Consider the following 19,000-nt stretch of genomic DNA (forward strand, 5'->3'; position numbering starts at 1 on the left):
CACACCCGCATGCGGAAGATACTCGTCGTCGGAGCCGGCCAGTCCGGTCTCCAGATAGCCCTCGGACTCCAGTCGCACGGGTACGAGGTCACCCTGATGTCGAACCGGACGGCGGACGAGATCCGCTCCGGCCGCGTCATGTCGACGCAGTGCATGTTCCACACGGCACTGCAGCACGAGCGCGATCTCCAGCTGAACTTCTGGGAGTCCCAGGCCCCGAAGATCGAAGGACTCGGCGCCTCCGTCGCGGCCCCGGGCTCCTGGAGCGAGGGTCCCGCGGCACGTGCGATCGACTGGGTGGGCAAGCTCGACGGGTACGCGCAGTCGGTCGACCAGCGGGTGAAGATGGCCGGCTGGATGGAGACCTTCGCGCAGCGCGGCGGCCAGCTGGTCATCCACGGTGCGGCGGTCTCCGACCTCGACTACTTCTCCCGTACGTACGACCTGGTGCTCGTCTCGGCGGGCAAGGGCGAGCTGGTGTCCATGTTCGGCCGGGACGCGTCGCGTTCCCCGTACAGCGAGCCGCAGCGGTCCCTCGCGGTGTCGTACGTCCACGGGCTCGGCCCGCGGCCCGAGCACCCGGACTTCGAGGCGGTCCGCTGCAACCTGGTCCCGGGTGTGGGCGAGCTGTTCGTCATGCCGACGCTCACCACCTCCGGCCGTGCGGACATCCTCTTCTGGGAGGGCATACCCGGCGGCCCGCTCGACGTCTTCAACGGCGTCAAGGACCCGGCGGAGCACCTCTCCCTGACCCTGGAACTCATGGAGCGGTTCACGCCCTGGGAGTACGCGCGGGCCACCAAGGTCGAACTGACCGACGCGGGCGGTGTGCTGGCGGGCCGTTACGCCCCGACCGTCCGCAACCCCATCGGCCGTCTGCCCGGCGGCGGCCTGGTCCTCGGCGTCGCGGACGTCGTCGTCGCCAACGACCCGATCACCGGCCAGGGCTCCAACTCCGCCTCCAAGTGCGCGGCGTCGTACCTCGCGTCGATCCTGGAGAACGGCGAGAAGGAGTTCGACGAGTCCTGGATGCAGGCGACGTTCGACCGCTACTGGGAGACGGCGCAGCACGTCACCAAGTGGACCAACGCGATGCTTGCTCCGCCGCCGGAGCACATCCTCAACCTGATCGGCGCGGCCGGCCAACTCCAGCCGGTCGCCGACCGGTTCGCCAACGGCTTCAACGACCCGGCCGACTTCGAGAACTTCTTCTACGAGCCGGAGAAGACCGGGGCCTACCTGGCGTCGGTGGCCGGGGCCTGAGGACCTCCGTCCGGACGCACGGCTCCGAGGATCGGGTACGTCGCGATCGGGGACACCTTGATCGTTTCTCCCGTTCTCGGGGCCTGGAGGACCATTCCTTCCCCCAGGTACATCGCCACGTGCGTGGCCTCGGGGAAGTAGAGGACCAGGTCACCCGGGCGCAGCTTCTTCAGGGGGATTCTCGGCAGGTGGGCCCACTGTTCCTCGCTGGTGCGGGGGATGGGGGTGCCCGCGTGGTCCCAGGCCTGTGAGGTCAGGCCCGAGCAGTCGTACGACTTCGGGCCCTCGGCGCCCCATTCGTACGGCTTCCCGAGCTGCTGCACGGCATACCGCAGAGCCCGGTCGCCCGCCCGTGACGGCGGGCGGTTGTCCTCGCCCAGCGCGCCCGAGGTGATCAGCCGCTTCTGTGCCTTGTCGACGTCGCTCTTCTCCAACTCGGCCATTGTCGCGAGCTGTTTAGGGGTGAGGGAGGCGAGGAGTTCCTCGACGTCCTCGAGGCGCCCCCGTACGTCGTCGCGGTCCTTCTTCTGGCGCTGTGCGAGGGTGAGCCGGTCGTCGAGGGCCTTGCGGGCCCTGCGGGCCAGGTCGGCGGCCTTCTTCTCGTTCCCGGTCAGCCGGCCGATCGTCTCGGCGCGCTCCCGCGCCACCTGCCCGATGACATGGCCCTCGTCGAGCGCCTGCTGGGGATTGCGGGCGAGCAGCAGTCGTACGTACGGCGAGATGTCGGTGCTGTTCTGGTACTGCTGCCTGGCCAGGCGGCCGGCCGCACCGCGGCTGTCGTGCAGGGAGAGCCGGGCTCGGGCGAGTTCGGTGTCCAGCCGGGCCACCTCCGCGCGCTGCTTCTTCAGCTTCTCCTCGGTGGCGTTGTAGGTCTCGGTGGCCTTCTCGGCCTGCCGGTACAGCTGCTGAAGATCCGTCAGCCGACGGGCGACGGACATCCCGTCGGGGTCCGGTGGCATGGGTACGGCCGCGACGGGCAGCGGTGCGAGGACGGTGGCGGCCGCGAGCGCCGCCGTACACACCAGACGCAGAAGCCTTCCTGACACGTCATCACCTCCGGCGCGGGCAGCCTCTCTGCTCCGCACCGTGAGGTGTTGACGCCCGGGCGGCGAGCCACGCGCCGTGTGTGCGGTTCGGCGCAACCTCGTCACCCGTCGGTGTCGTCCGGCTTGCCGCCCGGCGTGGCGTCTGGAACGGTGTCCGGCTTCGACCAGGGCCACTTCAGCTTGTCGGGCCTGCCCTCGGGGTCGTACGCGTACTTCCACCCCTGCGGCAGACCCAGCCGCTTGCTGTGACCGCGCGGCACGCGGCGGTAGACGAACACCGTGGGCGGGCCGCCGGCGGCGTCCGGGACGGGGATGCGGTACGTCTTCGGGGGGTGCCCGGTGGGTCCCACGAGGACCGGCAGCACCCGGCCGTCCATGGGCCCGCCCTCGAAGGGTGTGTTTTCGCTCTTCACGGCACCAGTCTCAGACATCCTCGGCCAGCGCCTGCACCAGCGCGGCGGTCTGCGGGTCCCGGGCCGCGGTCACCGAGAGCACGGCCACGAACTGCTCCACCAGCCAGTCCCGCAGCTCGTCGACCGGCGGCTGCTTGTCCTCGTCGAGCCAGATCAGGGAGGCCGCCTCGACCGCGGTGATCCACATCCGCACGGTCATGCGCAGCAGCAGCCCGGGGTCGGTGACCTCCAGGTGCCTCAGGATGTGCTCGGCGGCGGCCCGCCGCACGCCGTCCACGATGGCGGTCGTCCGCGACGTCTCGACCACGCTGCCGCCCTGGAGCAGCGCGCTGAACCCGGCGTCATGCTGATCGACGAAGGCCAGATACCGGTCGAGGGCGCGGGCGAGCCGGGGGAGGAGAGGCCCTTCGCGGGCTTCGTCGAAGCACTGCTGCAACTCGTCGGCCGCGGACCTCAGTGCGGCCTCGTAGAGCTGCTGCTTGCCGCCCGGGAAGTACCGGTACACCAGGGGGCGGGAGACTCCGGCCGCCTCCGCCACGTCGTCGAGGGAGACGTCCTCGGGCGCGCGGTGTGCGAAGAGGTTCAGCGCGGCTTCGAGAAGTTGGCTGCGACGCTCTTCGACACTCAGACGACGGTAGGCGGGGGCGGAGGGGGTCATGCCTCGCAGGGTAGTCGGCCGGGTGCGGGTTCGTTGTGGCTGGTCGCGCCCATCCTGCACCTAAGCCAAGAGGCCCGAGGACCGCCACAGTCGCCGCCCGACCCCCCGCAGCACCCCAATGTCATCCAGAAAGTCGGTCAACCGCTTCGCCCCGGTCTGCATGACCTCCCGCCGATGCCCACTGGCCCTCACCTGCGCCACGGCCTCCCGGCGATCCAGCCCCACATTCGTGTACACCTCGGGGTTCACGAAGGCGACCGAGAACACCCGGGCGAACTCACCGGAGGTGACCCGCGTGAACTCCTGCGACCACTTCGGAGCCGTCACCATCTGCCGCCGCAGCTCCTCACGCGCGTACCGCACATGACGGGCCTCCTCCACGACGTGGATCCGCGTGACCCCCCGGATCAGCGGCTGCACCCGCTCGTCCGGGAACGTCAGCCGCTGCATCCAGTCCAGGACCTCCTCACCGAGCAGCGTGGCCGTGAAAGAGCCCGGAGTCGTGGAGATCGTCTTGAACAGCCGCCCCAGGTTCTGGTGCACACGCGCCACCGGGTACCACGGCGCGTCCCCGCGCGAGATCAGCCGCGCGAACATCTTGGAGTGCCGGCACTCGTCCTCAATCTCGGTGAGCGCGTACCGCACATGGGCGCTCGTCGCCGCCTTGTCGTAGATGTGCCGGACGAGCAGCTGCATGAGGATCAGCTCGAACCAGATGCCGAGCGAGGCGAGCGCCGCCGACTCGTGCTGGGAGAGCAGAATCCGCTGCTCCTCGCTCATCCGCTTCCACATCGGGGTGTCGTACAGCGACACCAGCTCCGGCGGCCAGAACCACTTGCCCTCCTCGAAGGGCGCGTCCCAGTCCAGCTCCTTGTCCGGGTCGAAGGAGTGCTTGGCGGAGGAGGCCAGCAGCCGTTCGGCCACCTGTTCCCGGTCCTTGAGCAGGCCGAGCGCGTCGCGCAGACCCTCCAGCGCGTCGGCTTCCGTCAGGGTCGTCATGGTTCTCCCACCTTGTTACCCGGGGTCACATCCTCCACGTCTTATGAGACTGCCTGTCAGCAAGCTCGTCAATCCCCCGCGCGCGACTTGTTGACCCCGCGTCTACCACGTGTGAGCCTGCGAGACATGCCGACTTACGACCTGTACGCCAAGGACGCGGGAAACCCTCTCTGGCAGGTGCCGGCGACCGGCGCGGCGCGCTTCAGCTGGGAGTACGACGACGGCCGCGACCGCCTGCTCGCCCTGTACCAGAAGGGCAAGGACAAGCAGTGGGACGGACAGCGGCGCATCGACTGGGATCTCGAGGTCGATCCGTACGACCCCCTCGGCACCCCCGACGAGTCGATGTCCCTGTACGGCACCAAGTACTGGGCGAAGATGACGGACAAGGACAAGGGCGAGCTGCGCAAGCACTACGCCTCCTGGCAGTTCAGCCAGTTCCTGCACGGCGAGCAGGGCGCGATGATCTGCGCGGCGCGGATCGTCGAGTCCGTCCCCGACCTGGACGCCAAGTTCTACTCGGCGACCCAGGCGATGGACGAGGCACGGCACGCGGAGATCTACGGCCGCTTCCTGCACGAGAAGGTCGGGATGCTCTACCCGATCAACGACAACCTCCAGTCCCTGCTGGGCGACACCCTCCGCGACAGCCGCTGGGACATGCCCTACCTCGGTATGCAGGTCCTGATCGAGGGCCTGGCGCTGGCGGCCTTCGGCATGATCCGCGACACGACGGACAAGCCCCTCCCCAAACAGATCCTCGCCTACGTCATGCAGGACGAGGCCCGGCACGTGGCCTTCGGCCGGATGGCCCTGCGCGACTACTACAAGCAGCTCAGCGACGCCGAGCTGCGCGAGCGCGAGGAATTCGTCATCGAGGGCTGCTACTTGATGCGCGACCGGCTGCGGGGTGTGGAGGTCCTGGAGAACTTCGGCATCCCCACGGCGGAGGCGGAGGAGTACAGCGAGCAGTCCGAATTCCTGGCCCTGTTCCGGCAGTTGCTGTTCTCCCGCATCGTCCCGTGCGTCAAGGACATCGGCCTGTGGGGCAAGCGGCTGCAGCAGGCGTACGTCGACATGGGCGTCTTCGAGATGGGCGACTCCAACCTGGACCTGCTGATGGCCCAGGACGAGGAGATCGCCGAGCAGTTGGACGCGGAACGCTTCGCTGCGGAGGAGCGGGAGCGGGTGGCGGAGGTGACGGGGGCGATCGAGGCGGGTGCCGCAGAGGGCTGACGGTTACTGAGCCGTGGCGGTTACTGAGGGGTGGTGGATCACCCCCATGCAGTAACGTGCTGACGTGTCCACGCCTCCACCGCCCCAGGGTCCCTACGGGCCGCAGAACCCCTACGGCCAACAGCAGCCGCAGGGGCCGTACGCCCCCGGTCCCCACGGTCAGCAGCAGCCGTACGGGCAGCAACAGCCCTACGGACAGCAGCCGTTCGGGCAGCCGCCCGCGCCGCCGTACGGCGCCCCCTACCCGCAGCAGCCCTACGGCTGGGGCCCGCCCCCGAAGAAACGGCGGGTCGGGCTCGTGCTCGGCATCGTGGGCGGGGTCGTCGGGCTGGTCGTGGCGGCCCTCGTCGGGCTCGCGGTGATCGGTGCGAAGGTCGAAAGCGGCTTCCCCGACGCCGAGTTCACGCTGACCCTGCCCAAGACGCTGCTGGACGACCGCTACAAGCTCGCCCAGGACCTCTCCGACACCCAGGGCAAGAAGATCGAGGACGAGATGGACGGCGCCTGGGACGCCAAGGTCACCGAGGCCAAGGTCGGGCAGTACAGCCTGAACGGCAACAGCACCAAGGGCCAGCTGGTGATCTCGGGCATGTACGGCCGCTTCCAGCACGTCGACCAGGGCCGCGACAGCATGCTCAAGGGCGTCGGCGAGGCCGACGGCGCGACGGTGGCAGTCAAGCCGAAGGACTTCCGGCCGGGCGGCTCCGGTCTCACGGTCACCTGCGAGGTGGTCACCCAGAAGCAGCTCGGCCAGACGCTGACCTACCCGGTCTGCGCCTGGGCGGACGGCAACACGGCGGCCGTGGTCGCCGAGGTGACCGAGGAGACGATCACGCAGTCCCCGTCCGACGTCGACCTCGCGGCGGCCGCCGAGACCACCCTCCAGGTCCGCTCCGAGACCCGGAAGGCGATCAAGTGACGGCCGCCGGGCAGAGGGGCTAGACCGGGCAGCCCAGGTCCTCCGGCACCGCGGCCGCGACCGGCTCCTCGGCCCCCGGCGGGAACGACGTCCGCAGCGTGAAGGCGTACGGCGTGGGGCCGTTCGTCCGCAGGTGCAGCAGTCGCTCCTCCGCCTCCGCGACCGTCGGGCGGTGTCCCGCCGGCACCCACCACAGCACCGCCATCGCCTCCTGCACCCGCTCGAACCACTCCCTGCGGCGGGCCAGCATCTCGCGGTGGCGGCCCTGGTACATGAACGCGGTCAGGGCGTCGGTGTCCCGCCACACCGACATGTTGATGATCAGCCACTGGTCGCCGAAGACGGCCACGTCCGTCGCGTTGCCGGACTCGTCCTCCAGCCGCCAGACGAAACCGTCCGCGGCGTCCGCGTCGGCGTTCACGGGATCGAGACTGTCGACGAAGTCCTTCAACTGCGGGGAGTCCAGCGGGGCTTTGAGGCGGGCGATGTTCACCTGGGCGAGTTCGTGGGCGGCTGCTGCTCCGGAGGTCGTCATCTACCGAACGATAGGTCGGGAGCATGCGCTGCTCCAGCCCCCGTCTCAGTACGTGAGCATGGCGCCCTCAACCACCGTCGTCGGGCGATGAGTTGAGCACCGACTCCATCACCGCCCGGGCGATCGGCGCCGCCACCCCGCCGCCGGAGATGTCCCCTCGGTTCGCCGACGCGTCCTCCACCACCACGGCCACAGCGACCTTCGGTGCGATGTCCCGGTCGCGCTGCGCCCAGGACACGAACCAGGCGTACGGCACCCCTGCGTTGCCGAGGCCGTGCTGCGCGGTGCCGGTCTTGCCGCCGACGACGGCGCCGGGGATCGCGGCGTTGGTGCCGGTGCCCTCCGTCACGACGTCCTCCATCAGCTCCTTCACGCGGTCGGCGGTCTCCGGGCGCATCGCCTGGCGCACGGGCCGCGAGCCCGCCGTGGCCACCGTGGTGCCGTGTTTCGTCGTCGTCCGCTCCACCAGGTACGGCGAGCGCAGCTGCCCCTCGTTGGCCACGGCCGCCGCGACCATCGCCATCTGCAGCGGTGTGGCCCGCGTGTTGTACTGCCCGATCGAGGACAGCGCGAGCTGCGCCCGGTCGAGCGTGGTGTCGAAGGTGCTCGGCGCGACGGAGAAGGGGATCCGCAGCCCCGCGTCGTTGAAGCCGAAGCCCTTCGCCGTCGCCGACATGCGCCTCTGGCCCACGTCCACGCCCAGCTTCGCGAACACCGTGTTGCAGGACCACTCGAAGGCGGCCCGCAGCGGGGCGTCCTCGCACCCCTCGCCCTCGTTCATCAGCGAGGTCGTCGTGCCCGGCAGCCGGTACGGGTCCGGCGAACGGGTCGGCTCGTCCAGGTCCGTGACGACACCCGCGTCGAGTGCCGCCGCGGCGGTGACCACCTTGAACGTCGAACCCGGCGGATACGTCTGCCGCACCGCCCGGTTGAGCATCGGCTTGTCCGGATCGGAGTTCAGCCGGGCCCAGGACCGCGCCGTCGCCGCGGCGTTCCCCGACAGCGCCGAGGGGTCGTACGAGGGACTCGACACCAGCGCCAGCACCCGCCCGGTCGCCGGCTCGATCGCCGCCACCGCACCCTTGCGGCCGTCCAGCCCCTCGTAGGCCGCCTGCTGCGCCGCCGGGTCGAGGGTCGTCACAATGTTGCCGCCCGGGCTCTGGGCGCGCGTGAGGTCGTTCCAGATGGGGAGCGGCGCGAGCATCGGGTCCGTGCCGGACAGCACCGTGTCCCCGGTGTGCTCCAGGAGCGTGGTGCCGTACACCTGCGAGGCGAAGCCGGTGACGGGGGCGTACAACGGGCCGTCGCGGTACGTCCGTTCGTAGCGGAGCTGCTCGCCGCTGTCCCGGGAGCCGGTGACGCTCTCGCCGCCGACCATGATGTCGCCGCGCGGCTGGTCGTAACGGGCGATGGTGGTACGGCGGTTGGCCGGATTGGCGTCGTAGGAACGGGTGTTGACGAGCTGGATACGGGTGGCGCCGACGAGGAGCGCGACGAGGAGGAGGGCGCAGAAGAAGCCGGCGTGCTTGATGTGCCGTGTCATGGGGCGGCCTCTCTGTCGTACTGACGGCGTGCCGAATCGCTCACCTTGATCAGCAGCGCCACGATCGCCCAGTTGGTGACGACCGACGAGCCGCCCTGCGCGAGGAACGGCATCGCCATGCCCGTCAGCGGGATCAGCCCGGTCACCCCGCCCGCGATCACGAAGACCTGCAGCGCCACGATCGAGGCCAGTCCGACGGCCAGCAGCCGGCCGAAGGGGTCGCGCAGCGCGAGGCCGACGCGGTAGCCGCGGTGCACGAGGAGGCCGTAGAGGAGGAAGATCGCGGAGAGGCCCGCGAGGCCCAGTTCCTCGCCGGCCGTCGCGAGGATGAAGTCGGACTTGGCGGCGAAGCCGATGAGGATCGAGTGGCCGAGGCCCAGGCCCGTGCCGAGGACGCCGCCCGCCGAGAAGGCGAACAGGGACTGGGCCAGCTGGTTGGGGCCCTGGCCCGCCTCGATCGACGCGAAGGGGTGCAGCCAGTCCTGGACGCGGCTGTGCACATGCGGCTCCAGCCAGCCGACGGCCACCGCACCGAGGGCCGCCAGCAGCAGCCCGACCGCGATCCAGCCGGTGCGGCCGGTGGCGACGTACAACAGGACGACGAACAGCCCGAAGAACAGCAGCGAAGTACCGAGGTCGCGCTCCAGGACCAGAACACCGACACTCACCAGCCAGATGGCGAGGATCGGCCCGAGCGCCCGGCCGGTGGGCAGCTGCATGAACCAGATCCGACGGCCCGTGTACGCCAGCGCGTTGCGGTTGGCCGCCAGGTACGCGGCGAAGGAGACGGCCAGCAGCACCTTCGCGAACTCGCCCGGCTGGATGGAGAATCCGGCGATCCGGACCCAGATGCGGGCGCCGTTCACGGCCGGGAAGAGGATCGGGAGCAGCAGCAGGGCGAGCGCGGCGACGACCCAGACGTATGTGTAGTCCTGCAGCGCACGGTGGTCGCGGAGCATCAGGACGATGACGGTGAACAGGGTCACGCCCAGTGTGGACCACACGAGTTGGGTGGGGGCCGCATGGTCGTGGGGGGTCTCCAGGTCGAGCCGGTAGATCAGCACCAGACCGAGGCCGTTGAGCAGGACGCCGATGGGCAGCAGCAGCGGGTCGGCGTACGGGGCCCGCAGCCGCACCGCGACATGCGCGAGCAGCGCGAGCACGCCGAGCCCGGCGCCGTAACCGGCGGCGCCGGGCGGGAGAGTGCCGTTCTTCGCGAGGCCGACCGCGCAGTAGCCGTACACGGAGAGCAGTACGGCCACGACGACGAGGGCGAGTTCGATGCCACGGCGCCGGGGCAGGCGTACCGCGGAAGCGGGCGGATCCGCCTGTGCCACAGTGGTACCGGCGTTCGTCATGTCCGGAAACCTACCCAAATAGCGGGAGTTGTGATCTCACGGTCTCAGCACCAGCGCGGGGGAGTCCCGATGGTGTCGATGTAGCGGGCCGAACCCCACGCCCAGGTGCCGTCCGTGAGGAGGTACCAGACGTTGTTGCCCTGCACGCTCTGCCCGGGGGTCTGGCAGAAGATCGAGACCCGCTGGCCCCGGTGGACCACCCGGATCACCTGGCTGCCGCGGTTCGGCGCGCTGCGCAGGTTCAGCGTGTTCGCGGTGACGACCCCGCGGGCCAGGCGCGAGTTGTTGTTGCCGCCCTGCCCCCAGTCGCCGTCTCCACCCTGGCCCCCGTTCCCGCCCGGATCCCCGTCCCCGCCCTGGTCCCAGCCGTCCTGAACGCTGACACCGGGATCACCTCCGTCGTCCCCGTCGTCCGCGAGGGCAGGAGCGGCAACGACGGAACTGAGCAGAGCACCGGCGGCGCCGGCTATGGCCACACGGCCGAGGAGGGAGCGCAGGGACATGGGGGGTACCTCCATGAATGCGGGCGAAGCTGACTATTCGCCACGTTAGGAGTCGGCCCCGGGGCGCGCCCGTCACATTGGGCCATAGGAGCGCCCCGCTAACCGAGCGTCAGAGTCGCCACGGCCCCGCCGTCCAACGCGTTCGTGAACTCCAGCCGCGCGCCCAACACCTCCGCCTGCCCCACCGCAATGGTCAGCCCCAGCCCGTGCCCCTTCACGCCCCCCTCGGTACGGAACCGCTGCGGCCCGTGCTCCACGAGATAGTCCGGGTACCCGTCCCCGTGATCCCGCACGGTCACCACCGCACCTTCGACCGTCAGGGACACCGGCCCCCGCCCGTGCTTGTGCGCGTTGGCGACGAGGTTCCCCAGCACCCGCTCGAGCCGCCGCCGGTCGGTCTCGACCCGTGCGTCCCGCAGGACGACGACCTCCGTGTCGGCCCCCGACGCCCGCACCACCCGCTCGGCCAGCGCCCCCAGCTCCTCGGTGTCCAGCTCCAGCTGCTCCCGCCCGGTGTCCAGGCGGGAGATCTCCAGCAGGTCCTCGGTCAGCGTGCGCAACGCCGCCACCCGGTCCCGCACCAGCTCGGTCGGCCGCCCCGGCGGCAGCAGCTCGGCCGCCGCGTGCAGTCCGGTCAGCGGGGTGCGCAGCTCGTGCGCGACGTCCGCCGTGAACCGCTGCTCGCTCAGCAGCTTGCCCTGCAGCGAAGCCGCCATGGAGTCCAGCGCGGCCGCCACCGCGGCCACCTCGTCCTGGGGGCGCGTCGGATCCTTCGTGCGGGGATCGCCGACGCGCGCGTCGAGGTCACCCGCGCTGATCCGCCGGGCCACCGTCGCCGTGGCGTGCAGCCGCCGCGTCACGCGGGTCACCGCGAACGCGCCCACCAGCAGCGTCGCCGTGATCGCCAGCCCCGAGGACCACAGGATCGCCCGGTCGAGCCCGGCGATGGTGCGGGACTGCTGCGCATAGTCGACCTCGACTGCCAGCGCCCGGTGGCGGTCGGCCGGCCCCGCCGCCCACATCGTGGGGTGCCCGTGCCGGTCGGAGACCATCGTGCCGCGGTCCCCGTCCACCGCCAGCGCGCGCAGCGCCGACGGCAGCCCCGGTGGGTCGACGCCCGCGCCCGGCAGCAGCGTGTCCCCGGCCTCGTACGCCTTCGTCGCGTCGTCCAGGCGCGACAGCGCGAGGTCGCGGGCCTGGCCGACGGTCTGGTTCGTCACCGAGACGTGCACGAGCACGCCGAGCAGCGCGGCGAGCGCGCAGCACATCACCGTGATGAACACCGCCGCCTTCACGGCGAGCGTGCCCGCCCAGTGCGGGAGCGCGAGCCTCATCACGGGCTCGCCGAGGGGGAGGCGGAGGGCGTGGGGGACGGGCTCGAGGAGTGCTCGCGCTTGCCGATACGGAGCATCTCGTCGTGGGTGAGCAGCATGACGCGCTGGTCCGGGTCCCAGGTCCACTGGAAGCGGTACTCGTAGTCCGCGAGGTCGGACGGCGCATGGATGATCACGGAGCGCCCGGCCAGCTCGACCCCGCTCACGGCGTCGTCGTTGGACATCACCTGGACCACCCGGTCGCCGGCCTCCACGGTGTAGACGCGCACGGCCGTCTGATGGCCGGGCAGCAGCCGGAAGCCCAGGGTCAGGTCGGCCTTCCCGTCGCCGGTGATGTCGCGGTAGTACGCCTTGAGCAGCGGGCACCGCGCGTCCGCCGGCTCCTTGCCGCAGTAGGCCATCCGGCGGGCCGTCTCGCGGTACGGCGCCTTGGAGCCGGAGTAGTCGTCCGGGTGCTGGGCCATCTCGGCCCGCACGAGGGACACCGGCTCGACCTTGCGGATGTCGCCGCCCGGGGCCGTGACGCCCTTCATGGCCTCGGCGTCGCCGTTGTCGTAGTTCCAGGCGGGGCTGGAGGCGGGCGCCAGGTTCGGCCACAGCTTCGCCGGGCTGGTCGCGGTCGGCGTCGACCCCGCGCCCTGCAGCCCGCCCGCGTCGCCGCAGCCCGCCGCCAGCAGGGCGAGAGCGGCGGCGGCGAGCGCTGCGCGTGCGGCGCGGGTGCGGGGCACGGGACTCCTGTGGCTCATAACGATCGGTGACCCGGTACACCCTATTCGTCCGGCGAAACGATTACCTCGTTACTCGGTCAGCTCCTCCAGCAGCCGGGCCGTCGCCAGCCCCGCCCGCAGATAGTCGACGAACAGCTCGTTGTGCAGCGCCCACGGCGAGCGACGGGACCGTATCAGCCGTATCGCGTCCTCCGTGGAGTGCCCCCGCCGGACCAGGGCGTGCGCGACGACCAGCCCCGAGCGGTTGTACCCGTGGTAACAGCGGACGAGGACCTTGCGGCCCTCGTCCAGTGCGTCGCTCGCGGCCTGCGCGAGGCGGATGACGCCCGCGAGCTGTGTGCCGTCCAGCGGCCCGTCCGGTATCGCCCACACATGGTGCTCGACACCGGGGTCGGGCCCGTGCCCCGGAAGTCTCAACAGGGTCTGCACGAGATCGAACTCGTCCCGTACGACAGCGAATTCGAGTTGTCCGGAGCGGCCCCTGAACTCGTGCCCGCCCATCCACAGGCCGGGCACGACCTCGCTCCACGGGGCGTCCGGAGCCGGTACGTCGGGTTGCTTCCTGCGGGTACGCAATAACGCCTCCCCAAGTCCCCCTCCCAACTCCTGTCAAAGGTAACCGGGTTCTTGCCGCAGGAGCACCCCGCCTGTTCCCATGGTCAAGGGGTGATGGTTCATGACCGGACTGCGCGTCGTACCTACCTGGAGGCATGGTCAGGAACGGCTCTACGTGTGCTTCACGGACGGGCGGAACGTCGCCTGGTACGACCGTGAGGCAGCCAGGGTCAACCTGCTCAGCGAGGACGAGAGGGACGGAGTGCTGGAGGCCCTCGGCCCCTTCATCACCGGCCGAGTGACGGTCGGCCCGCCGCCGGTCCCGACCCCGGCCGAGCTGGCCCGGCTCTCCCTCCACCCGGACGACGACCTGGCGCCCAACCGCCCCGGCGAGGCGCTGCTGGTCGCCCTGGAGCGGGAACCCGCCTCCTCCCACCGTCTGCGACCGGACCCGCGCCGGCGGGCCCTGGCGGCGGAACAGGCGGTCGGCGAGGCCCTGGACCGCCTGGACGGCGCGGGCTGGCACGCCCTGCACTCGATCCCGCTGCCCGGCGGCGACCGCGTCCACCACCTGGTGATCGGCCCGGGCGGCCTGTTCGCCCTGCACACCGTCCACGCCCGCAAGCAGCGGGTGACGGTCGCCGACCCCATGGTCGCCCTGGGCCGCCGCGACCCGCAGCCCCTGCTGCGCCGCGTCCGCGCCGACGCCGACCGGGCGTCGTACGCACTGACGGCGGAGGTCCACCCGGTCCTGGCCCTCGCGGGCCCCGCGGACGTCTCGATCACGGCGCCCCTCCGCGAGGTCCGCGTCCTGCAGGACACGGACCTCCCGGACCTGGCCCGCCTCGGCGGCGTGCTCAAGCCGGCCGATGTGGAGGCGCTGCACGCGATGGCACGGGACAGGGAGACGTGGTCGCGGGTGTGAGCCCTACCTGACCGGTTCGAAGTAGTGGTCGAGCGTGAAGGCACCGATATGGGTGCCGACGCGGTTGGCCACGATGTCACTGGTCCGGAAGTGGATGCCGTCCCAGACCCGGGCGTTGATCACGTCCCGGTTGTAGTCGCGCGCACTGGTGTACGTACGCGTGGTGCCCGTAACGGCCGACGAGATACGAAGATCGATGTCCCCGCCGGTCAGGCGGGACAGGACCGCCACCGCGGCGCCGTCGAAGCTGCAGTGACCGCTCATGTAGTCCGGGTAGGCGGGCGTGTCGATGAGCGGCAGCCAGGACGGGTCCGACGTGGTGGCCGGGTTGCCGTCGGTGTCGGCCAGCTGGACGGCGGTGATCGGCCGCCACTGGCCGTAGGTCAGCTTGGTGTTCCAGGCGGTGATCTGGGCGTCGGCGGTCGCGGTCCAGGTGGCGGCGGACAGCCGGGCGGCCTCGACGATGTCCAGCCCGTGCCGCTGGGCGTACCCGCGCAGGGCGGCCTGGAACTGCACCGGCAGCACGTCGCTGAAGAAGCGCGCGGTGTCGGTCTGCGCGTCGGTCCGGGAGGATCCGGTCCTCGCGCCCATCGCCTTCACCTCGTTGAAGTCCTTGGTGTAGGTCTTCGAGGTCAGTTTCGGCGGGGGACCGGGCCGGAACTGGTCGGACGACCGGAGCAGCATCGGCCGCAGCTTCGCGAGCCACGGGTCGACCATGGGCGCGTTGGCGGGCGGGGTGGGCCGCCAGATGCCGGGCGCGGGCGGCTTGTCGAAGGTGATCGGGGCGCCGCGCCCGTCGTTCTCGCGGAGCTGGACGATCCGCGCGGCCGCCCGCTCCCCGAAGGCGACGCCCTGGTCCTCCGCCTTCCCGTCCGGGATCTTGGCGAGCGAGGCGGCGTAGGCGGCGTCGACACGGGCCTGGGAGGCCGGGAAGTACGTCAGCAGGATGCGGTGGGCGGCGGCAGCGGCGGCCGCTTCCGAGGAGGCGTGGCGCGGGCCGCGCGCATGCCACTTGTACTCGGCGTACCGCCCCTCGATCCCGACCACCGCGTTGTAGACGGCGGCGCCCATGAAGCCGTACCAGATGGCCTGCTCGGCCCCTGGCCGCTTGGCGTCGCCGTTCACGACGGCCACGGCGGTCTCGCTCCAGTCGTTGATGACACCGGGGCCGGGGGCCGCCTTGGCCGGGGCCGAGGCGACCGCCGAGGACGCCCACGGCACGGCGCCGAGGGCGAGCACCGTCAGGCCGACGACAAGCGTGCGGCGGACGGTGCGGACGGGTGGTGCTAATGATCCATGCCGATCCTTTGTCACGGGGTGCCCCCCTTGCTGGTTCTGGTTGGAGCCAGGGTGCACCCGGGGTGGGGGCGGACTGGGGGATTCCTCTGATTGGCCAGCCCGCTGAACGCGAAGGCGCTACCGCAGGGGCTGGAAGTGGTGCGTGAGCGTCCAGTGCCCGATGCGCCGTCCGACCCGGTTCCCCACGACGTCGGCGGTGCGGAAGTGGATCCCGCTCCAGATCCGGGCGTTGATCACGTCACGGTTGTAGTCGGCGGACCGGGTGTACCTGCGGCTGGTGTCCGTGACGGCCGAGTACAGCCGCAGGTCGATGCTGCCACCGGTCAGTGCGTCCAGTACGGCCATGACGGCGCCGTCGTTGGTGCAGTGCCCGCCGATGTATTCGGGGTACGGCGGTGTCCGCAGCAGCGGCTCCCAGGCCGGGTCGGCCTCGGTGGCGGGGTTGCCGTCGGTGTCGGCGAGCCGGATGGCGTGGATCGGCCGCCAGAAGGCGTAGGTGAACTTGGCGTTCCACGTGGTGATCGTCGCGTCGGCCGCGGCGGCGTTGAGGGCCGCGAAGAACCGGGCGGCCTCGACGATGTCCAGTCCGTGGCGCGTGGTGTGGTCGCGGTAGCCGGCCTGGAGCTGCTGGGGCAGCGGGTCGGAGAAGAAGAGCGCGGTCTCGGTGCCGTACGGGGTCCGTGCCGTGCTGTTCTTCCCGCCCACCGCCTTCGTCTCGGCCAGATCCCGGGCGTACGTCTTCGAGGTCAGCGCGGGCGGCGGCCCCGGCATGAACCTGTCCGGCGAGTCGAAGGTCATGGGCCGCACCTTGCCGAGCCACGGGTCGACGGCGGGGCTGTAGCCGGGCGGAGCGGGGCGCCAGACGCCGGGCGCGGGCGCCGGGTTGAAGATCACCTCGGCATCACGGCCGTCGTTCTCGCGCAGCCGGATGACGCGGTCGGCGGCCCGCTCCCCGAACCGGACGCCCTGCTCCTCGGCGGCCCCGTCGGGGATCTTGGCGAGGGAGGCGGCGTAGGCGGCGTCGACGCGGGCCTTGGAGGCCGGGAAATACGTGAGCAGAATCCGGTGGGCGGCGGCCGCGGCGGCCGCTTCGGAGGAGGCGCGACGGGGTCCCCGTACGTCCCACTTGTACTCGGCGTACCGCCCCTCGATCCCTACGACCGCGTTGTACACGGCCGCATGGACGAAGCCGTACCAGAGGAAGGGCTCGGCGGACGGGCGCTGGGCGTCACCGGCGATGACGTCGACGGCGGTCTTGTTCCAGTCGGTGACGACGCCGGGGCCGGGGGCGGCACGGGGCGGGGTGTCCCGGGCGCTCGCGGAGGAGGTCCAGGGGAGGGCGGTGAGGGCGAGGGCGGTCAGGCCGATGAGGAGGGTGCGGCGGGCGCGAGAGGGGGGTCGTACTGCCATGCTGCTCCTTGACGCCGAAGTGCCCCCTGCTTCATGAAGTGCCCTCTGAACGCCGTGCGCGGTGCACCCGTTGGAGGGGTTTGCCGCGACGTGGCTGCCGATTGGGGGTGCCGATTGTGGGCTGTGAACTGTGGCCTTGTGAGCTGTGAGCTCAGGGCAGCGGGGCGGCGCCGTCGGGGTCGAGCAGCGGAGCGAGCAGATCGCCGTAGTCCTGGAGGCGGGGCGCGATGTCGGGCGCCCGGAAGGCGAGCTGCGCGGGCGCCCCGCACTCCTCGACCTCGCTCCAGGTGACCGGCGCGGAGACGGTGGGCTCCGGCCGGGCGCGCAGGGTGTAGGGCGTGGCGGTGGTCTTCCGGGCGGCGTTCTGGCTCCAGTCGACGAACACCTTCCCGGGCCGCAGACTCCGGGTCATCCGGTGCAGGGCGAGCCGCGGCATGGCCCGCTCGGCCTCGACGGCCAGCTGCTTGGCGTACTCGCTGACCTGCTCGGACGGAGTCGGCCGTACGGCGGCGAGCAGATGCAGCCCCTTGGACCCGGAGGTCTTGGCGAAGGCGTCGACACCGTCGGCGGCGAGCCGCTCCCGCAGCCACAGCGCGACCTGGCAGCACTCGACGATGGTGGCGGGCGCCCCGGGATCGAGATCGAAGACGATCCGGTCGGCGACGCCGGGATCCTGGACGAGCCACTGCGGCGTATGGAATTCGGTGACGAGATTCGAGGCCCACATGAGGCTGGCCAGATCCTGTACGAGCACCATCCGGGCCGGCCCCTCCACCCGCGGCACCTCGGCGGTGGTGACCCAGTCGGGCGTACCGGGAGGCACGTTCTTGGCGAAGAAGACCTGCCCGCCCGGCCCGTCGGGATACCGCAGAAAGGAGACGGGCCGGTCGCGGAGATGGGGGAGAAGATGCTCGGCGGTGGTGGCGTAGTAGTGCAGCACCTCCCCCTTGGTGAACCCACTCCCCGGATACAGCACCTTTTCGAGGTTGCTGAGCGCGAGCCGTCTCCCCTCCACCTCTGTGATCGGCGTCATACGATGAGAATCTCACGCAAACGCCACCAGAACGGCGTGAATGACGTAAACAGACCGAAAGGGTGCTGCACGTGCGATCCATATGGAACGGGGCCATCTCGTTCGGCCTGGTCAGCATCCCGATCAAGCTGGTGAACGCCACCGAGACCCACTCGATCTCCTTCCGCCAGATCCACACGGAGGACGGCGGCCGCATCCGCTACCGCAAGGTGTGCGAACTGGACGACAAGGAGGTGAGCGGGTCGGAGATCGGCAAGGGCTACGAGGACGCGGACGGCACGATCATCCCGATCACGGACGAGGACCTGTCGCACCTGCCGCTCCCGACGGCGAAGACGATCGAGATCGTGGCCTTCGTGCCGGCGGACAGGATCGACCCGCTGCAGATGGACGCGGCGTACTACTTGGCGGCGGGCGGCGCCCCCGCGGCCAAGCCGTACACGCTGCTCCGTGAGGCCCTGAAGCGCAGCAACAAGGTGGCGATCGCCAAGTTCGCCCTCCGCGGCAAGGAACGCCTGGGGATGCTCCGGGTGGTGGAGGACGCCATCGCCATGCACGGGCTGCTGTGGCCGGACGAGGTCCGCGCCCCGGAGGGCGTCGCCCCCGACACGAACGTCAGGGTCAACGACAAGGAACTCGACCTGGCGGACGCCCTGATGGACACCCTGGGCGAGATCGACCTCACCGAACTTCACGACGAGTACCGCGAGGCCTTGGAGGAGGTCGTAGCGGCAAAGGCGGCCGGCGAGGCACCCCCTGAGGCCCCGGAGCCGGCACGGGGCGGCAAGGTGCTGGACCTGATGGCGGCACTGGAGAACAGCGTGAAGGCGGCCAAGGAATCCCGGGGCGAGGAGCCGGAGTCGGCACCGGAGGGGGCGGAGGTGCGACGCCTACCCGCCCGCAAGTCGGCCCGCGCGACCCCGAAACAGACGACAGGCAAGAAGTCGACGTCGACGGCGAAGAAGACGACCGCGAAGAAGACGACAGCTGCCGCAAAGAAGTCGACGGCAAAGACGGCGAAATCGACGCAGGGGACGAAGAAGACGGCGGCGAAGAAGAGCACGGCGAAGACGACGCCGCCGAAGAAGACGGCATCCCGCAAACGCACGGCCTGACGCGCGCGTCGGTTGTGCACATGCGCTACACTGCGCCGTCCCGCTACATACGTTCGTCCTGCTTTTCCCGCTCGTCCTCGTCATCCATGACAGACAGACCCAACGAGCCAGCCCACCCACGGCGAGAG

Annotated in this window: 19 protein-coding genes; 5 read left to right on the forward strand and 14 right to left on the reverse strand. The window is 70.7% G+C overall.

The genetic code is table 11. The annotated features are described in order from the left end of the window. The first annotated feature begins 9 nt into the window (after nucleotides 1–9). Nucleotides 10–1,263, forward strand: coding sequence for a styrene monooxygenase/indole monooxygenase family protein (locus tag ACFY1L_RS39740; protein WP_388835964.1), 1,254 nt, complete (start codon nucleotides 10–12; stop codon nucleotides 1,261–1,263). Here the strand turns inward: ACFY1L_RS39740 and ACFY1L_RS39745 are convergent. The 4 genes from ACFY1L_RS39745 to ACFY1L_RS39760 form a co-directional block, all read right to left on the reverse strand. After that, nucleotides 1,236–2,309, reverse strand: coding sequence for an NlpC/P60 family protein (locus ACFY1L_RS39745; protein ID WP_388835967.1), 1,074 nt, complete (start codon nucleotides 2,307–2,309; stop codon nucleotides 1,236–1,238). The genes ACFY1L_RS39740 and ACFY1L_RS39745 overlap by 28 nt on opposite strands. 101 nt (nucleotides 2,310–2,410) lie before the next feature. Next, nucleotides 2,411–2,722 carry a hypothetical protein gene (locus tag ACFY1L_RS39750; RefSeq protein ID WP_388835970.1) on the reverse strand — a complete coding sequence of 104 codons (312 nt, stop codon included), beginning with the start codon at nucleotides 2,720–2,722 and terminating at the stop codon, nucleotides 2,411–2,413. Between the two features lie 10 nt (nucleotides 2,723–2,732). Next, the gene (locus tag ACFY1L_RS39755) at nucleotides 2,733–3,380 is read right to left on the reverse strand and encodes a TetR/AcrR family transcriptional regulator (protein ID WP_388835973.1); all 648 of its coding nucleotides are present in this window, start codon (nucleotides 3,378–3,380) and stop codon (nucleotides 2,733–2,735) included. A 60-nt stretch (nucleotides 3,381–3,440) separates the two neighbouring features. Next, nucleotides 3,441–4,379, reverse strand: a complete 939-nt coding sequence (locus ACFY1L_RS39760) for a diiron oxygenase (RefSeq protein WP_388835976.1) — start codon at nucleotides 4,377–4,379, stop codon at nucleotides 3,441–3,443. A gap of 126 nt (nucleotides 4,380–4,505) precedes the next feature. Here ACFY1L_RS39760 and ACFY1L_RS39765 point away from each other — a divergent pair, with 126 nt between their 5' ends. Together ACFY1L_RS39765 and ACFY1L_RS39770 are read left to right on the forward strand one after the other, a co-directional pair. Continuing rightward, nucleotides 4,506–5,615 (forward strand): ferritin-like domain-containing protein, encoded by a 1,110-nt coding sequence (locus ACFY1L_RS39765; protein WP_388835980.1) that lies wholly within the window; start codon nucleotides 4,506–4,508, stop codon nucleotides 5,613–5,615. 64 nt (nucleotides 5,616–5,679) lie between these two features. Then, nucleotides 5,680–6,534: a hypothetical protein gene (locus ACFY1L_RS39770; RefSeq protein ID WP_388835983.1), complete on the forward strand. Its 855-nt coding sequence runs from the start codon at nucleotides 5,680–5,682 to the stop codon at nucleotides 6,532–6,534. Nucleotides 6,535–6,553: 19 nt separating this feature from the next. Here ACFY1L_RS39770 and ACFY1L_RS39775 read toward each other — a convergent pair whose 3' ends face one another. The 7 genes from ACFY1L_RS39775 to ACFY1L_RS39805 all read right to left on the reverse strand — a co-directional run bounded on the left by ACFY1L_RS39775 (nucleotide 6,554) and on the right by ACFY1L_RS39805 (nucleotide 13,111). Continuing rightward, on the reverse strand, nucleotides 6,554–7,069 hold the full coding sequence (locus tag ACFY1L_RS39775; RefSeq protein WP_388835986.1) for a DUF3291 domain-containing protein: 516 nt from the start codon (nucleotides 7,067–7,069) through the stop codon (nucleotides 6,554–6,556). 67 nt (nucleotides 7,070–7,136) lie between these two features. Continuing rightward, a complete protein-coding gene (locus tag ACFY1L_RS39780; RefSeq protein WP_388835988.1) occupies nucleotides 7,137–8,612 on the reverse strand; it encodes a penicillin-binding transpeptidase domain-containing protein in 1,476 nt (491 codons plus the stop codon). Next, nucleotides 8,609–9,970: an FtsW/RodA/SpoVE family cell cycle protein gene (locus ACFY1L_RS39785; RefSeq protein WP_388835991.1), complete on the reverse strand. Its 1,362-nt coding sequence runs from the start codon at nucleotides 9,968–9,970 to the stop codon at nucleotides 8,609–8,611. The genes ACFY1L_RS39780 and ACFY1L_RS39785 overlap by 4 nt, the downstream gene beginning before the upstream one ends. Before the next feature lie 44 nt (nucleotides 9,971–10,014). Next, nucleotides 10,015–10,473, reverse strand: coding sequence for an SH3 domain-containing protein (locus ACFY1L_RS39790; protein WP_388835994.1), 459 nt, complete (start codon nucleotides 10,471–10,473; stop codon nucleotides 10,015–10,017). 98 nt (nucleotides 10,474–10,571) lie between these two features. Then, on the reverse strand, nucleotides 10,572–11,807 hold the full coding sequence (locus ACFY1L_RS39795) for an ATP-binding protein (protein ID WP_388835997.1): 1,236 nt from the start codon (nucleotides 11,805–11,807) through the stop codon (nucleotides 10,572–10,574). Beyond that, nucleotides 11,807–12,535: a hypothetical protein gene (locus ACFY1L_RS39800; protein WP_388836000.1), complete on the reverse strand. Its 729-nt coding sequence runs from the start codon at nucleotides 12,533–12,535 to the stop codon at nucleotides 11,807–11,809. The genes ACFY1L_RS39795 and ACFY1L_RS39800 overlap by 1 nt, the downstream gene beginning before the upstream one ends. A gap of 69 nt (nucleotides 12,536–12,604) precedes the next feature. Then, nucleotides 12,605–13,111, reverse strand: a complete 507-nt coding sequence (locus ACFY1L_RS39805; RefSeq protein ID WP_388836003.1) for a dual specificity protein phosphatase family protein — start codon at nucleotides 13,109–13,111, stop codon at nucleotides 12,605–12,607. A 100-nt stretch (nucleotides 13,112–13,211) separates the two neighbouring features. On the opposite strand from ACFY1L_RS39805, the gene ACFY1L_RS39810 reads away from it, so the two are divergent. Continuing rightward, entirely contained in the window at nucleotides 13,212–14,015 is an 804-nt protein-coding gene (locus tag ACFY1L_RS39810; protein ID WP_388836006.1) for a nuclease-related domain-containing protein, read from the forward strand. Nucleotides 14,016–14,018: 3 nt separating this feature from the next. Here the strand turns inward: ACFY1L_RS39810 and ACFY1L_RS39815 are convergent, their stop codons facing one another. The 3 genes from ACFY1L_RS39815 to ligD form a co-directional block, all read right to left on the reverse strand. Next, entirely contained in the window at nucleotides 14,019–15,329 is a 1,311-nt protein-coding gene (locus ACFY1L_RS39815; protein ID WP_388836009.1) for a vanadium-dependent haloperoxidase, read from the reverse strand. A 102-nt stretch (nucleotides 15,330–15,431) separates the two neighbouring features. Then, nucleotides 15,432–16,724, reverse strand: coding sequence for a vanadium-dependent haloperoxidase (locus ACFY1L_RS39820; protein WP_388836012.1), 1,293 nt, complete (start codon nucleotides 16,722–16,724; stop codon nucleotides 15,432–15,434). A 151-nt stretch (nucleotides 16,725–16,875) separates the two neighbouring features. After that, nucleotides 16,876–17,757: a non-homologous end-joining DNA ligase gene (gene ligD, locus ACFY1L_RS39825; RefSeq protein WP_388836016.1), complete on the reverse strand. Its 882-nt coding sequence runs from the start codon at nucleotides 17,755–17,757 to the stop codon at nucleotides 16,876–16,878. Nucleotides 17,758–17,819: 62 nt separating this feature from the next. On the opposite strand from ligD, the gene ACFY1L_RS39830 reads away from it, so the two are divergent. Next, the gene (locus tag ACFY1L_RS39830; RefSeq protein WP_388836019.1) at nucleotides 17,820–18,872 is read left to right on the forward strand and encodes a Ku protein; all 1,053 of its coding nucleotides are present in this window, start codon (nucleotides 17,820–17,822) and stop codon (nucleotides 18,870–18,872) included. The last annotated feature ends 128 nt before the right edge of the window (nucleotides 18,873–19,000 follow it).

The organism is Streptomyces sp. NPDC001663, from assembly GCF_042893105.1.
In the GTDB taxonomy this organism is placed as follows: domain Bacteria; phylum Actinomycetota; class Actinomycetes; order Streptomycetales; family Streptomycetaceae; genus Streptomyces.

What these genes read in the sequence shown, in the direction of transcription:
- ACFY1L_RS39740 (WP_388835964.1), top strand. Translation starts at nt 10, where the DNA reads ATGCGGAAGATACTCGTCGTCGGAGCCGGCCAGTCCGGTCTCCAGATA.
- ACFY1L_RS39755 (WP_388835973.1), bottom strand. Translation starts at nt 3,380, where the DNA reads ATGACCCCCTCCGCCCCCGCCTACCGTCGTCTGAGTGTCGAAGAGCGT.
- ACFY1L_RS39760 (WP_388835976.1), bottom strand. Translation starts at nt 4,379, where the DNA reads ATGACGACCCTGACGGAAGCCGACGCGCTGGAGGGTCTGCGCGACGCG.
- ACFY1L_RS39765 (WP_388835980.1), top strand. Translation starts at nt 4,506, where the DNA reads ATGCCGACTTACGACCTGTACGCCAAGGACGCGGGAAACCCTCTCTGG.
- ACFY1L_RS39775 (WP_388835986.1), bottom strand. Translation starts at nt 7,069, where the DNA reads ATGACGACCTCCGGAGCAGCAGCCGCCCACGAACTCGCCCAGGTGAAC.
- ACFY1L_RS39780 (WP_388835988.1), bottom strand. Translation starts at nt 8,612, where the DNA reads ATGACACGGCACATCAAGCACGCCGGCTTCTTCTGCGCCCTCCTCCTC.
- ACFY1L_RS39785 (WP_388835991.1), bottom strand. Translation starts at nt 9,970, where the DNA reads ATGACGAACGCCGGTACCACTGTGGCACAGGCGGATCCGCCCGCTTCC.
- ACFY1L_RS39790 (WP_388835994.1), bottom strand. Translation starts at nt 10,473, where the DNA reads ATGTCCCTGCGCTCCCTCCTCGGCCGTGTGGCCATAGCCGGCGCCGCC.
- ACFY1L_RS39795 (WP_388835997.1), bottom strand. Translation starts at nt 11,807, where the DNA reads ATGAGGCTCGCGCTCCCGCACTGGGCGGGCACGCTCGCCGTGAAGGCG.
- ACFY1L_RS39810 (WP_388836006.1), top strand. Translation starts at nt 13,212, where the DNA reads ATGACCGGACTGCGCGTCGTACCTACCTGGAGGCATGGTCAGGAACGG.
- ACFY1L_RS39820 (WP_388836012.1), bottom strand. Translation starts at nt 16,724, where the DNA reads ATGGCAGTACGACCCCCCTCTCGCGCCCGCCGCACCCTCCTCATCGGC.
- ligD (WP_388836016.1), bottom strand. Translation starts at nt 17,757, where the DNA reads ATGACGCCGATCACAGAGGTGGAGGGGAGACGGCTCGCGCTCAGCAAC.